General features: G+C 60.0%; 10 protein-coding genes. 4 read left to right on the forward strand and 6 right to left on the reverse strand.

Going from position 1 to position 15007, the window contains the following annotated elements; all coding sequences use genetic code 11:
* Positions 1–150 precede the first annotated feature (150 nt).
* Entirely contained in the window at positions 151–2148 is a 1998-nt protein-coding gene (locus AC3WMT_RS01350; protein ID WP_103302145.1) for an alpha-1,4-glucan--maltose-1-phosphate maltosyltransferase, read from the reverse strand.
* A 217-nt stretch (positions 2149–2365) separates the two neighbouring features.
* On the opposite strand from AC3WMT_RS01350, the gene AC3WMT_RS01355 reads away from it, so the two are divergent.
* A complete protein-coding gene (locus tag AC3WMT_RS01355; protein ID WP_177431342.1) occupies positions 2366–2524 on the forward strand; it encodes a hypothetical protein in 159 nt (52 codons plus the stop codon).
* A 139-nt stretch (positions 2525–2663) separates the two neighbouring features.
* Here AC3WMT_RS01355 and AC3WMT_RS01360 read toward each other — a convergent pair whose 3' ends face one another.
* Complete coding sequence (locus AC3WMT_RS01360; protein ID WP_103302146.1) at positions 2664–3176, reverse strand: MgtC/SapB family protein; 513 nt, start codon at positions 3174–3176, stop codon at positions 2664–2666.
* A gap of 124 nt (positions 3177–3300) precedes the next feature.
* Here AC3WMT_RS01360 and AC3WMT_RS01365 point away from each other — a divergent pair, with 124 nt between their 5' ends.
* From AC3WMT_RS01365 to mapR, 3 genes are all read left to right on the forward strand, one after another.
* Entirely contained in the window at positions 3301–3549 is a 249-nt protein-coding gene (locus tag AC3WMT_RS01365; protein ID WP_103302147.1) for a DUF3203 family protein, read from the forward strand.
* A gap of 195 nt (positions 3550–3744) precedes the next feature.
* Positions 3745–5175 carry a cytochrome c oxidase accessory protein CcoG gene (gene ccoG, locus AC3WMT_RS01370; RefSeq protein ID WP_103302148.1) on the forward strand — a complete coding sequence of 477 codons (1431 nt, stop codon included), beginning with the start codon at positions 3745–3747 and terminating at the stop codon, positions 5173–5175.
* A 238-nt stretch (positions 5176–5413) separates the two neighbouring features.
* A complete protein-coding gene (gene mapR, locus AC3WMT_RS01375) occupies positions 5414–6823 on the forward strand; it encodes a GntR family transcriptional regulator MpaR (protein ID WP_008087199.1) in 1410 nt (469 codons plus the stop codon).
* Positions 6824–7044: 221 nt separating this feature from the next.
* On the opposite strand, the gene AC3WMT_RS01380 is transcribed toward mapR, so the two are convergent.
* From AC3WMT_RS01380 to AC3WMT_RS01395, 4 genes are all read right to left on the reverse strand, one after another.
* Entirely contained in the window at positions 7045–7791 is a 747-nt protein-coding gene (locus AC3WMT_RS01380) for an SDR family oxidoreductase (protein WP_103302149.1), read from the reverse strand.
* 284 nt (positions 7792–8075) lie between these two features.
* On the reverse strand, positions 8076–10157 hold the full coding sequence (locus AC3WMT_RS01385; RefSeq protein ID WP_103302150.1) for a putative bifunctional diguanylate cyclase/phosphodiesterase: 2082 nt from the start codon (positions 10155–10157) through the stop codon (positions 8076–8078).
* Between the two features lie 218 nt (positions 10158–10375).
* Positions 10376–11848: an efflux transporter outer membrane subunit gene (locus tag AC3WMT_RS01390; protein WP_103302151.1), complete on the reverse strand. Its 1473-nt coding sequence runs from the start codon at positions 11846–11848 to the stop codon at positions 10376–10378.
* Positions 11845–14952: an efflux RND transporter permease subunit gene (locus tag AC3WMT_RS01395; protein WP_103302152.1), complete on the reverse strand. Its 3108-nt coding sequence runs from the start codon at positions 14950–14952 to the stop codon at positions 11845–11847. The genes AC3WMT_RS01390 and AC3WMT_RS01395 overlap by 4 nt, the downstream gene beginning before the upstream one ends.
* Positions 14953–15007: the final 55 nt, after the last annotated feature.

A 15007-nucleotide genomic window follows, 5' to 3' on the forward strand; every position in this document is an offset into this window, starting at 1 on the left:
CCTGAAAAATTCTGAAGATGTCTTAACTGAAGAAATACGGTCCATGTGGGAGCTGGCTTGCCGGCGATAGCGGTGGTTCAGCACCGAAGATGCAAGCTGACAGACCGCAATCGCTGGCAAGCCAGCTCCCACATTCAAATGTCGCGAGCCTTAAGAGGCAGTAATCCGCCAAATCCCGAACGGCTGGTAAGCCGGGTCTAAACGCATGAACTGATACTTGCCATGCCAGTCCCAGCGATGCCCGTTCATCAAATCCTCACCATGGGTCGTCGCATCGTCGGGCAGGCCCATCTCCCACAGTGGCAATTCGAAATTCGCTTCCTGCACGTTATTTGGATCGAGGTTGACGGCCACCAGAATGAAATTGCTGCCGTCAAAACTGCGCTTGCCGAAGTACAGAATGTTGTCGTTCCAGGCGTTGTAGATTTTCAGGCCCAGGTGCGTGTGCAGCGCCGGGTTCTGCCGGCGGATGCGGTTGAGCTGGGCAATCTCGGCAATGATGTTGCCCGGCGCATTGAAGTCGCGGACGCGGATCTCGTATTTCTCCGAGTCGAGATATTCCTCCTTGCCTGGCACGGGTGCCGCTTCGCAGAGTTCATAGCCCGAATACATGCCCCACAGGCCCGAGCCCATGGTCGCGAGCGCCGCGCGGATGAGGAAACCGGGGCGCCCGGACTCATGCAGGAACGCCGGGTTGATGTCCGGCGTGTTGACGAAGAAATTCGGCCGGTAGCATTCGCGCCACGGCGATTCATTCAGTTCGGTGAAGTAAGTGGCCAGTTCAGCCTTGGTGTTGCGCCAGGTGAAATAGGTGTAGCTCTGGGTGTAACCAACCTTGCCCAGACGCGCCATCATCGCCGGTGTGGTGAATGCCTCGGCGAGGAAGATCACTTCCGGATGCAGCGCCCGCACATCGGCAATCAGCCATTGCCAGAACGGCAGCGGTTTGGTGTGCGGATTGTCGACGCGAAAGATCTTCACGCCCTCCTCGACCCAGCCAACAACGATGTCGCGCAACTCGACCCACAGACTCGGAATCGCGTCCGGCGCATAGAAGTCGACGTTGACGATGTCCTGATATTTCTTCGGCGGGTTTTCCGCGTATTTGATCGTGCCGTCCGGCCGCCAGTTGAACCAGCCCGGATGCTGTTTGAGCCACGGGTGATCCTGGGAACACTGGATGGCGAAATCGAGGGCTATTTCCAGGCCATGCTCAGCCGCAGCGGCCACTAGCCGGCGGAAATCTTCACGGGTGCCAAGTTGCGAATGGATCGCCTCGTGACCACCCTCCTCGCTGCCGATCGCATATGGGCTGCCGGGATCGGCCGGGCCAGCGGTCAGGGAATTGTTGCGGCCCTTGCGATGCGCACGACCAATCGGGTGGATCGGCGTGAAGTACAGCACGTCGAAACCCATGTCCTGAATCATCGGCAACCGCGAGTGCACATCATTAAAAGTGCCATGGCGGTTGGGATCGTCGGTGATCGAGCGCGGAAACAGCTCATACCAACTGGCGAACTCGGCGAGTTCACGCTCGACGTCCATGGGGAATTCGGCACTGACGCTCAGATAGGCACGGTGATCGGCCTCGGTCATCAGTTGCGCACTGTGCGAGTGCAGAAACAGCGCGACCTGCTCGGTTTCGAGCAGTCCGGACAGTTCGTGGTGCAACGCCGCGAGCTGTTCGCTGAGCTGGCCTTCACTGCGCTCGGCGGCCTGCTGCACCATCGTCCGGCCTTCTTGCAGCTCAAGCGAAACCGGCACGGCTGCGTTGTGCTTCTTCTCCAGTTCGTACTGGAAACTGGCGAAGTGATCGATCCACGCCTCGATGCAATACAGAAAGCGGCCCTGATGCTCGGGGCGGAACTGGCCTCGCCAGCCGTTATTGCCCTGATCGGACATGACCTCGCTATGCCAGGTCTCTTCGCCCTCCTCGCGCCAGCGAATGCGCACGGCGAGTTTGTCGTGGCCATCGGCGAACACTTTGCTGGTGACCACCACGTCGCGGCCGGCAATCGACTTCACGGCGAACTGCCCGCCATCGAGGGTCGGCATGGTGTTTTCGATCACGATGCGCGGCAGCAGTAATGCCTGCGACAGCGGCATGTGCGGGTTGTAGCTCACTTCCGAAGGTCTTTCAGCAGTCATTGAGCATCTCTCCTTAACGCCCCAAGGACGCTCTTGTGCCGGATCAGTGTTCACAACAAGACACCGGCCCCGTCATGAACTCGCTTAGGTTCCGAGCGACCGGCACCGGGAAAAGTTCAGAGCAAATTGCCCGACACGAAAAGCGGATCGAATTCGCCACGAGGTGGTCAATCCACTTAAGCACTTCTCACGCCATGTGCCACACGGAGGTCTACCGATGAACAACCCATTCCCGGCGGAAACGCCCGATCCGAACATCGACAACCCGACGATTCCCGAAACCGAACCGCAACCGGTCCTCGAGCAGGAACCGCCAGGCACCACGCCACCGCCGAAAGAAGAGCCGCCAACGACCATGCCGCCAGTGATCCTCTGAACCCTCACTGAATGCTCATGATCGTTCCCACGCTCTGCGTGGGAATGCAGCCCGGGACGCTCGCGTCCCACAGCGGACGCGGAGCGTCCATTGGGGCATTCCCACGCAAAGCGTGGGAATGATCAACATCAGTTAGTGGTCAGTGGTCATCCGTCTTCTGCTCTTCTTTTTCGAAGAGTTTTACGATGCGCGGCATCACGCTGAAAATCCCCAGCGCCAGCAGGGTACTGAGCAATGCCGTCGCTTCCTTGCCCAACCCGGTCGCCACACCAATCGCCGCAGTCATCCACAGCCCGGCTGCCGTGGTCAGACCCTTGACGTGGCCCTCATCGCCTTCGGGTTTTTTCAGAATGGTCCCGGCGCCGAGGAAACCAATCCCGGCGATCACGCCTTGCAGCACTCGACTCATCGCATCGGACTCGGCGCCTGAGGTTTGCGGCACCAGCACAAACAGTGCCGCGCCGAGCGCCACCAGCATATGCGTACGCACGCCGGCGGCCTTGCCCTTGTGTTCGCGCTCGAACCCGAGAATGCCACCCAGAATGGCTGCCATCAGCAGGCGCACGGTAATGCGCGTCAGTTGCGAAGCATCGCCAACGTCGGCGAACTCCGCTTGCAGGGTTCCCCACACTTCATGCCACCACGCGTTCATCGTGCAGTCCTTGTTATTGGTTCGATAGACGATGGACAACGGCGACCATTAATCGGTTGCGCAGAACGAACGGCAAAGCGTGTGCCCTAACGCTTTAGACATCCCCATAAAAAGGACAGCCACCATGACCCTGCGAGTCGATGAGTCCAATCCCGAGAAAAAAGTCTGTTTTTTCACCGTTGAGAATGGCGAGGAAATTCGTATTTGCGATGAGTTGGAAGTCAGAACCGATAGCGACAAAGCCATGTCGTTTGTGGAAATCGAATCCCGGCGCGTCTACATCACCGAAGCAGAAGCCGATGCTCTGACTGTTGCCGGCGCCAAGGACGGTCGCAAACACCTGAAAGCCGACGAGAGTGATTCGGTGATTTGACTGACCTGGATCAACACCCCGCGCAAACGTCTGGGTCAGGCGTTTGCGCCTTTGCCTGCGGGCTGCTTCAAGTTGTCGCAGGACTAGTGTCGAGCGCCATCTGATCCGCTTTTTATTGAAATAGCTGAGTCTGTTATGCAAACAGATCGGCGCTCATAGTGCATCGGCCTGATGGAGGCTGATGAGCGAACGACCATGAGCGAACAAATCCCCGTCCGAACCGTAGAAGCATCTCCAACTATTAAAAGTGTGCCCGCACGCCCAATGAAGGCGACGGCCAAATCCAGCGACAACCAGATCCACACCCGCAGCTTCACCGGCCTGTTCCGCACCTTGCGCATGAGCGGTGCGGGTTTTCTGTTTGTGCTGTTTTTCGGCACGGTGTGGCTGAACTGGGGCGGTCGTCAGGCTGTGTTGTGGGATTTGTCGGAAAGCAAATTCCACATCTTCGGCGCGACCTTCTGGCCGCAGGATTTCATCCTGCTCTCGGCGCTGCTGATCATTGCCGCGTTCGGCCTGTTCGCCATCACCGTGTTCGCCGGGCGCGTCTGGTGTGGCTACACCTGCCCGCAGAGTTCGTGGACGTGGATCTTCATGTGGTGCGAGAAGATCACCGAGGGCGAACGCAACCAGCGGATCAAACTGCAAGCGGCGCCGTGGGGCCTGAACAAACTGGCCCGGCGTGCGGCCAAGCACACGCTGTGGCTGGCAATCAGTGTGATGACCGGTCTGACCTTTGTCGGCTACTTCACGCCGATCCGGCCGCTGGCCGAAGAACTGCTGACCCTGCAAATCGGCGGTGTCAGTCTGTTCTGGGTGTTGTTCTTCACCGGTGCGACTTACATCAACGCCGGTTGGCTGCGCGAAGCGGTGTGCATGCACATGTGCCCGTATGCGCGATTCCAGAGCGTGATGTTCGACAAGGACACCCTGGCGATTTCCTACGACGTGGCCCGTGGCGAAAACCGTGGCCCGCGCAAGCGCGATGTGAAACCGGTCGAGGCCGGGCTCGGCGATTGCATCGATTGCCAGTTGTGTGTGCAGGTGTGCCCGACCGGCATCGACATCCGCGATGGCTTGCAGATGGAATGCATCGGTTGCGCGGCGTGCATCGACGCCTGTGATTCGATCATGGACAAAATGAACTACCCACGCGGTTTGATCCGCTACAGTTCCGAGCGCGAATTGCAGGGTGGCAAGACGCATCTGTTGCGGCCACGACTGATCGGTTATGTCGCGGTGCTGCTGGTGATGATCGGCGCACTGGCCCTGGCGCTGGTCGAGCGGCCAATGGTCTCGCTGGACGTGACCAAGGATCGCGGGCTGTTCCGTGAAAACGGTCAGGGCCAGATCGAAAACATCTACACCCTCAAAGTCATCAACAAGACCCAGCAGCGTCAGGACTACAATCTGAGCCTGGTCGACGGCGACGGCTTCCAGCTGCAAGGCAAGACCGAGCTGAGCCTGGCGCCTGGCGAGATTGTCGATGTGCCGGTGTCGGTGGCGATGACCACGGAACGCCCGAGCAGCAGCTCACAGACCTTGAGTTTCAAGATTGCCGACAGTGATGAGCCTGAGATTTACAGCGTGGCGAAAAGCAGGTTTGTGGCGCCGATGAATCGCTGAGCCGCTAGAATCCTCCCCCTCACCCCAGCCCTCTCCCGGAGGGAGAGGGGGCCGTTCGAGGTGTCTGGCGCGGTACATAGACCTGACAGACCGAGTCGATTATGGATTCAGCAAAGCAATTTCAGGTCGGTGTGTTTCGCGAGCATCTCCCAATCAGTCCCCTCTCCCTCTGGGAGAGGGTTAGGGTGAGGGGCAGTTCCCTGACACCCCGCACAACCAACAAACACCAAGGGCCCCGATGAAACGCTACGAAAAATTCGCCGACGACATCGCTGAACTGATCCGCTCCGGAGTCCTCGGCCCCGGTCAGCGCGTGCCGTCGGTGCGCTACGCCAGCCAGACCTACGGCGTCAGCCCGTCCACGGTGTTCCAGGCCTATTACCTGCTCGAACGCCGTGGCCTGATCCGCGCCCGGCCGCGCTCCGGTTATTTCGTCAACACCCACGCCCCGAGCCCGTTCTCGGAGCCGGTAATCAGCAGCCACGTCAACGACTCCACCGAAGTCGACGTCAGCGAACTGGTGTTCTCGGTGCTGGAGTCGATCAAGGACCCGAGCACCGTGCCGTTCGGCTCGGCGTTCCCCAGCCCGACGCTGTTTCCGCTGCAACGCCTGTCGCGTTCGCTGGCCAGCGCCGCCAGGGAAATGGACCCGCGCATGGTCGTCACCGACATGTCGCCGGGCAATCCGCAACTGCGTCGGCAAATCGCCCTGCGCTATATGGTCGGCGGGCTGATGCTGCCGATGGAAGAACTGCTGATCACCAACGGCGCCCTCGAAGCACTCAACCTGTGCCTGCAAGCCGTCACCGAACCGGGCGATCTGGTTGCCATCGAAGCCCCGGCGTTCTACGCCAGCCTGCAAGTGCTGGAGCGCCTCAAGCTCAAAGCCGTGGAAATCCCCGTGCACCCGCGCGACGGCATCGACCTCGGCGTACTCGCGCAGACGCTGGAACGCCACCCGATCAAGGCTTGCTGGTGCATGACCAGTTTCCAGAACCCGATGGGCGCGACCATGCCGGAGGCCAAGAAGCAGGAACTGGTCGAACTGTTGCGCCGCCATCAGGTGCCGTTGATCGAAGACGACGTCTACGCCGAACTCTATTACGGCCAACAGGCCCCGAAACCAGCCAAGGCGTTCGACACCGAAGGACTGGTGATGCATTGCGGCTCGTTCGCCAAGAGCCTGGCCCCCGGCTACCGCATCGGCTGGGTCGCTGCCGGGCGTTACGCGCAGAAGATCGAGCGGTTGAAACTGATGACGTCGTTGTGCGCGTCGATGCCGGCGCAAGCGGCAATTGCCGATTACCTGCAACACGGCGGTTACGATCGGCATCTGCGCAAACTGCGTTATGCGCTGGAGGAACAGCAGAGCGCGATGCTGGCGGCGATTGCCCGATATTTCCCGGCGCAGACGCGGGTCAGTCAACCGGCAGGCGGCTATTTTCTTTGGCTGGAACTACCGCCACAGATGGATTCGTTGAAGTTGTTTCAGATGGCGCTGGCGCAAGGCATCAGCATCGCGCCGGGGCCGATCTTTTCGCCGACGCAGCGGTTTCGCAATTGCATTCGACTGAACTATGGCAGCCCGTGGACCGAGGATTCGGAGAAAGCCATGGAGACGCTGGGGCGGATTGTGCGGTCGTTCTGACAAGCTGAGGGTGTTTGCACTGGCCCTATCGCTGGCAAGCCAGCTCCCACAGGTTTCAGTGTCGTACACAATATTTGCGACTGGCATCGATTGTTCTGGGAGCAGGCAAGCCAGCTCCCAAAGGTTTCGAAGTCGATCACAAAACTTGTGTTCAATACAAAACACTGAGGGAGCTGGCTTGCCAGCGATGAGGCCCTAACAAGCAATAAAAATCCTGAAGATCAACGCCCGCCACCCAGATCAACAAACGTCCCGGTTGCATAAGAAGCCTTGTCCGACAGCAACCAGACAATCGCCTCCGCCACCTCATCCGGCCGCCCGCCCCGGGCCATCGGGATTGCCGATTCCAGCTTGCTGACCCGATCCGGATCACCGCTCAACGCATGGAAATCGGTGTAGATGTAACCCGGGCGCACCGCGTTGACCCGAATCCCCTCGCCCGCCACTTCTTTGGACAGACCGATGGTAAAAGTGTCGAGCGCACCTTTGGACGCCGCGTAATCGACGTATTCATTGGGTGACCCCAGACGCGCAGCCACTGAAGATACGTTGACGATACTGCCACCCTGCCCGCCATGCTTGGGCGACATGCGCAGGATCGCGTGCTTGGCACAAAGGATCGGCGCCAGGACATTGGTTTTCATGATTTTCAGGATACGGAATTCGGACATTTCATCGACTCGCGATTTGTGCCCGACAGTGCCGGCGTTGTTCACCAGTGCGGTGACCCGGCCCAGCTCGGTGTCGACCCGATGGAACATCGCGACCACTTCGTCTTCGATGCTGACGTCGGCACGCACCGCGATAGCCTGTGCGCCCAGCGCCCGGACTTGCTCCAGCACGCTATGCGCGGCCTGTTCGTCTGACTGGTAATTGATGCAGATCCGATAGCCCTGCTCGGCCGCCAACAACGCCGTCGCGGCGCCAATCCCGCGCCCGCCGCCGGTGATCACAATGACTTTATCCATGCTGGCCTTTCCCCCCAATGCACACGTAACAGTCGGGGGGAAGAATAACCGCCATTGGCGGGTTTTGCATGAGGTGTGTGCGAAGCGAAACCTGAGTTGAACACTTGTGGTGAGGGAATTCATCCCCGATGGGTTGCGCAGCAGCCCCCAACCCTGCGAATCAAATATTGCTGACAAACCGTGCCGGATGTTTTGGGGGTGCTCTGCAACTCATCGGGGCGGTGCGACGTTTCGCTAAATCCCCTCACCACAGAGTTTTCCTCATCAGATATGAATTGTGGCGATCAAGCAGTCGTGTGCTTCTCGCCCCGGACAATGCCCTGCATGAACTGATCTGCCGGCATCGGATGCCCGAGCAGATAACCCTGCAACGAATCACAGCCCAATTGCGTCAGAAAATCCTGCTGCGAGCCCGTCTCTACCCCTTCCGCGACAATCCGTAACCCCAACGCCTGGCCCAGCGCGACAATCGCCGAAACAATGGCGGCATCGTCGCTGTCGTGCTCCAGATCGCGGACAAAACCGCGGTCGATCTTCAGCTCATTGGCTGGCAGGCGCTTGAGGTACATCAGGCTCGAATAGCCAGTACCAAAGTCATCGATGGACAGGTCGACGCCCATGTCCGACAACTCCTGCAACACCGTCATGCTCGCATCGGCGTCGCTCATGGCCGTGGTTTCGGTGATTTCCAGGGTCAGGCTGTTGGCCGGCAAATGGTGCGTCGCCAGCGCCTTGGCAACACTTTGCACCAGCCCGGCATGGCAGAACTGCAAGGCCGAGAGGTTCACCGCGATGCGCCAGTCGGTGTAGCCCAGCACGTACCACTCGCGCATCTGACGGCAGGCTTCATTGAGCACCCATTCGCCGATCGGGATGATCAGGCCGGATTTCTCCGCCAGATCAATGAATTTGTCCGGCATCAACATGCCGTGGCTCGGGTGCTGCCAGCGCAGCAACGCTTCGGCGCCGACCGGATGCCCGTTGGCGGCGTTGAACTTGGGCTGGTAATGCAGGCTGAACTGGCTGTGTTCCAGCGCGGCGCGCAAGTCCTGCAACAATTGCAGTTGTTTGCGCGCGTTGTTGTTCATCGAGGCGTCGAAGAAGCTGTAACCATTCTTGCCGCCACCCTTGGCGTGATACATCGCGGCGTCGGCGTTCATCAACAGTTCCTGGGCGGTTTGGCCATTGCCCGGATACAGGGCGATGCCAACGCTGGCGGAGATCTGCAAATCATGTTCAGCCACGCGGAACGACTGGGCGATCAGGCCTACCTGACGCGCGGCCAGCCCCAATGCATCGTTGGGTTCGCTCAGGCGCACCAGCAAAACGAACTCATCACCACCGATTCGCGCCAGCGTGTCCAGGCTGCGCAAGTCTTCGCGCAGACGCACACCGACTTCGCGCAACAGTTGATCGCCCATGTGATGGCCGAAGGCATCGTTGACCGGTTTGAAACCGTCCAGATCGATGAACATCAGCGCAAAGCAACCGCCCTGCTCGTTGACCTTTTTCATCGCCTGATTGATCCGGTCATCCAGCAGCATGCGATTGGGCAGACCGGTCAAGGTGTCGTGCAGCGCCAGTTGCGTCAGTTCGCGATTGGCCACCGTCAGCGAGTGCGCCAGATCGGCCGTGCGCGCTTCGAGGCGCGCGTCGAGAATCGAAGTCAGCAAGGCAATCGACAATACCGCCAACGTGGTGATCAGCACCAGGCTGTCGAGGCCATTGCCCTTCAAACCGTTGAGCGTCGCACCGCAGAAACTGCCGTCGGGAAACTGCGCGGCCGCCATGCCGGTGTAGTGCATGCCCACAATCGCGATGCCCATGATCACAGCAGCACCAGCGCGAATCAGCCGAACATAGGGTGAATGCTGGCGCAGACGAAAAGCGATCCACAACGCGGCGGCGGAAGCGCCGACGGCGATCAGCAATGATGCGCCGAACAGCGTCGGGTCGTAGTCGATCCCGGGGGTCATGCGCATGGCCGCCATGCCGGTGTAATGCATGGCACTGATGCCGGTGCCCATGATCAATGCACCAAACGCCAATTGCAGGACCGGCAGTTTCGGCTGGCTCACCAGCCACAAGGCAAACCCGCAGGACAGCATCGCGATCAGCAGCGACAGTGCTGTGAGCGTGACGTCATAACCGAGGTTGATTGGCAGTTTGAAGGCAAGCATGCCGATGAAGTGCATCGACCAGACGCCGACACCCATAGCGAACGCGCCACCGGCCGTCCAGAAATGCACTGCCCGCCCTTTTGCCGTAGCGATGCGCCCGGTGAGGTCGAGCGCGGTGTACGAAGCGAGGATTGCTACGCACAGCGAAATGAAAACCAGCGTGGAGGAATAAGTACCGATGAGCATGCGAATTCTCGTGGCCACCCAACCCCGATAGCGTCCATTCTCGGTCGGGCAAATGCGGCGATTGTACTGATTGCGCAGAAGAACGCACTGACAAAGTGAGCAATTTGCCATCAACCCGATGAAACGCTTGTTCCATTGCCCTAAAAGGCTCTAGCCCGGTGTTCACGGCTTTACCCGATCGTTCCCACGCTCTGCGTGGGAACGATCAAAGCCAGCCTTCAGCGGGTGTTATCGCTCACATCAAGCTGGCCATCCCAACCACCGCCCAGCGCGGCAATCAATTGCACGCTGGCAATCAATCGGCTCTGCAGAATGTTCAGCACAGTACGCTCGTTGCTCAGCGCCGTGGCTTGCACCACCACCACATCGATATAGGCAATCAGCCCGGCCTTGTACTGGTTTTCCGTCAGACGCAAAGAATCCCGCGCGGCATCGAGGGCTTCCTGGCGCACCGCCGCTTCGTCTTCATAAACCTTCAACTGCACCAGATAGTTTTCCACTTCGCGGAAACCATCGAGCACGGTCTGCCGGTATTTGGCCACTGTCTGGTCATACACCGCCTCAGTGCGGTCGACTTCCGCCGAACGTATGCCACCGTCGAACAACGGCAGGTCGAGTTTCGGCCCGACCGACCAGAACCGGTTCGGCAGACTGATCAGGTCTTTTGAGGTGCTGCTGCTATAACCGCCACTCAGGCTCAGGGACAGGTCCGGGTAGTACGCTGCTTTCGCCACGCCGATGTTGGCGTTGGCGGCAATCACCGAGCGCTCGGCCGAGGCGATGTCCGGGCGCCGCTCGAGCAACTGCGACGGCAGACTCAACGGCACCTGCGGCAAGTTCGGAATGCTCTGCGTTTCCGCAATGTTGAAATCCGCCGGGGCCTGCCCGGTCAGCACGGCGATGGCATTCTCGAATTGCGCCCGCTGCCAGATCAGATCGACCAGATCAGCCTGGGTGCTCTTCAACTGCGTTTGCGCCTGAGCCACCGCGTCCCGCCCGGACACACCCGCACGGTACTGGTTCTGGGTCATTCTCAACGATTTTTCGTAAGCTGCCACCGTCGACTCCAGCAGACGTTTCTGCTGGTCGATCACCCGCAGTTGCAGGTAGTTCTGCACCAGTTCCGACTGTTGGCTCAGACGCATTGCCGCCAGATCGGCAAAGCTGGCCTGCGCACTGGCCTTGTCGGCTTCAAGCCCGCGACGCAGCTTGCCCCAGATATCGGCTTCCCAACTGACACCCAACTGCGCGTTGTAGGTGTCGCGGATACCGCTGGAAGAACTGCTCAGACTCGAACTGCTACTGCCAGTACCCTGGCTGGAGCGGGTTTTGCCCAGGCTCAGATCGACATTCGGATAAAACGCCCCACGTGCGCTGCGTACCAAAGCCTGGGCCTGACGGTATTGCGCTTCCGATTGAGCGACCGTCTGGTTGGAACTGTTGAGCTTTTCGACCAGGCCGTTGAGCTGCTGATCGCCATACAGTTCCCACCAGGCGCCACGGGCCAGCGAATCGCTCGGGTTGGCCTGACGCCAGCCTTCGGCTTCCTTGTATTGAGCGATTTCGGCAGTCTGCGGGCGCTGGTAATCCGGGCCGACAGCGCAGGCACTGAGCATCGCCACGCACAGCGACAGGCTCAACAGACGCGAGCCGCGAACAGTGGCCAGATGGATAAGCGAACGGTCAGTCATAGCGGAGTTTCCAGAGCGGCATCAGTACGCACGCCACGCCATTTGTTGAAACGATGGCGCAGCTTGTCGAGATAGAGGTAAACCACCGGGGTGGTGTAAAGCGTCAGCACTTGGCTGAAAATCAGCCCGCCGATGATGGTCAAGCCCAATGGCTGGCGCATTTCCGCACCTTCGGCACGGCTGAGCAGCAGCGGCAAGGCACCCAGAATCGCCGCCAGCGTCGTCATCAGAATCGGCCGCAGACGTTGCAGACAGGCGCTGCGGATCGACTCCAGAGGGGACAGTCCCTGATGGCGCTCCAGTTGCAGCGCGAGATCAATCATCAGGATCGCGTTTTTCTTTACCACACCGATCAGCAGGAACAACCCGAGCAGCGAGATCAGGCTGAACTCGCCGCCCAGCGCATAGATCGACAGCAATGCGCCGACCCCGGCCGAAGGCAGCGTCGACAGAATCGTCAGTGGGTGAATGTAGCTTTCATACAGCACGCCCAGCACCAGATACACCGCCAACAGCGCGCCAAGGATCATGAACGGCTGGCTCTTCTGGGTCGCGGCAAAGGCGTCGGCGGTACCGGCCATTTTCGCGATCACATCTTCCGGCAAACCGAGTTTGGCAATCGCCCGCTCGATGGCAGCGCTACCCTGCTCCACCGTCACGCCTTCGGCCATGTCGAAGGAAATGTCCTCGGAGGCAAACTGGCCTTCGTGGCTGACCCGGTCGTCTTCCAGGCTGCTCTCGTAGTGAGCGATGGTCGACAGCGGAATTCGCGCACCGTCAGCCGTGATCACCTGCACCTGTTTGAGCGTCACCGGGTCCTGGGCGTATTTCGGATTGACCTCCATCACCACTTGATACTGGTTGAGGCTGTCGTAGATCGTCGAAATCTGCCGCTGGCTGTAAGCGTTGTTCAGCACTGCCGTGACCATGTTCATGTCGACGCCCAGGCGTTTGGCCTGATCGCGGTCGACAATCAACGTCACCTGCTGCGCGCCCGCGCCTTCACGGGCATCAATCGCGGTCAGTTCCGGCAACGCTCGCAATGCCGCGACGACCTTTGGATACCACTTGCGCAACTCGCCCAGATCACCGCTCTGCAGGATATAGCTGTACTGCGAAGTGGTCTGTTCGCGGCCACCGCCGAATTGCAGGTCCTGATCAGCCATCAGCATCAATTGCGCACCGGCCACCTTGGGCATTTCCTTGCGCAGGCGCTCGATGACTTTCTGCGCCGACAACTGGCGCTCCTTGATCGGCTTCAAGCGGACCAGCATGAACGCGTTGTTGGTGCCGTTGGTGCCGCCGATGAACCCGGCGACACTCTCTACCGCGTCATCCTTGAGCACCGCACGGCGGAAGGTTTCCATCTTTGGCTGCATCACACTGAACGACAGACCGTCGTCACCGCGCACAAAACCGATCAACTGCCCGGTGTCCTGCTGCGGCATGAAGGTTTTCGGCACCACCACGTAGAGCGCCACGTTGACGCCAACAGTGATGATCAGGCTGAGCAGCGTCAGGCGCCGATGGCGCAGCACCCAATCAAGGCTGGTGGCGTATTTGCCGACCATCCAGTCGTTGGTCTTGCGGCTCCAGCGCTGCAAGCGGTTTTCCTGCCCCGGCGTGTGCGGCTTGAGCCAGCGGGCGCAGAGCATCGGCGTGAGTGTCAGGGACACCACCAGCGAGACCACAATGGCCGCTGCCAGGGTGATGGAAAACTCGCGAAACAGGCTTTCGACAATCCCGCCCATGAACAGGATCGACAGGAACACCGCCACCAGCGAGACGTTCATCGACAGGAGCGTGAAGCCGACTTCCTTGGCCCCGAGGTACGCGGCCTGCATCGGTTTGACGCCCTCGTCGATGTGCCGGGAAATGTTCTCCAGCACCACAATGGCGTCGTCCACCACCAGGCCGGTGGCAAGAATCAACGCCATCAGCGACAGGTTGTTCAACGAGAACCCGTAGAGGTACATCACCGCAAAGGTGCCGACCAGCGACACCGGCACTGCCAGCGTCGGAATCAACGAGGCGCGGAAGTTACCGAGGAACAGGAACACCACCAGAATCACCAGTGCCACGGCAATCAGCAAAGTCATCTCGGCTTCGTGCAATGTCGCCTTGATCACCGGCGAGCGGTCCATCGCCAGATTCAGCTTCACGCTGGCCGGCAGCACCGCTTGCAGCGCAGGGAGCTGCGCCTTGATCTCGTTGACCGTCTCGATGATGTTGGCCCCGGCCTGGCGGTTGATCACCAGCAACACCGCCGCGTCGTCGTTGAAGAAACCGCTGTTGTAGCGGTCTTCGACGCCGTCGCTGACCTTGGCCACGTCCTTGAGGCGCAACGCAGCACCGTCGGCGTAATGGATGATCAGCGACTCGTAATCCTTGGCTTTCTCCAGTTGGTCGTTGGCCTGAATCTGCCACAACCGTTGACCGTCCTCGACCGAACCTTTGGGCCTACGCACGTTGGCGTCGGCGATGGTCTTGCGCACATCGTCGAGCGCTACGCCGTATTGGTTGAGCGCCTGCGGTTCGAGTTCGATACGCACGGCGGGCAAGGAGCTGCCGCCGATCTGCACTTCGCCGACGCCCTGAACCTGCGACAGGCTCTGCGAAAGAATGGTCGAGGCCAAATCGTAGAGCTGGCCTTTTTCCAGCACGTCCGAGGTCAGCGACAGCACCATGATCGGCGCCTGTGACGGATTGACCTTCTTGTAGGTCGGCATGCTGCGCATCCCGCTCGGCAGCAGATTACGCGAAGCGTTGATCGCCGCCTGCACTTCCCGCGCCGCGCCGTTGATGTCGCGGTCGAGGTCAAACTGCAGAATCACCCGCGTCGAGCCCTGACTGGATCGACTGCTCATCGTATTGACGCCGGCAATCGCGCCGAACGAGCGTTCCAGCGGCGTGGCCACGGTGGACGCCATGACCTCCGGACTGGCGCCGGGCAGGCTCGCCTGCACGACAATCACCGGGAAGTCCATCTGCGGCAACGGCGAAACCGGCAACAAGCCGAAACTCACACCGCCGAGCAACATGATCGCCAGGCTCAGGAGCATTGTCGCGACCGGGCGCTTGATGAAAGGACCGGACAGATTCATTGACCGCGATCCCCAACTTCACACCGCTCCATTGTAGGAGCGAGCCTGCTCGCGA

This window comes from Pseudomonas sp. FW305-7 (genome assembly GCF_058786735.1).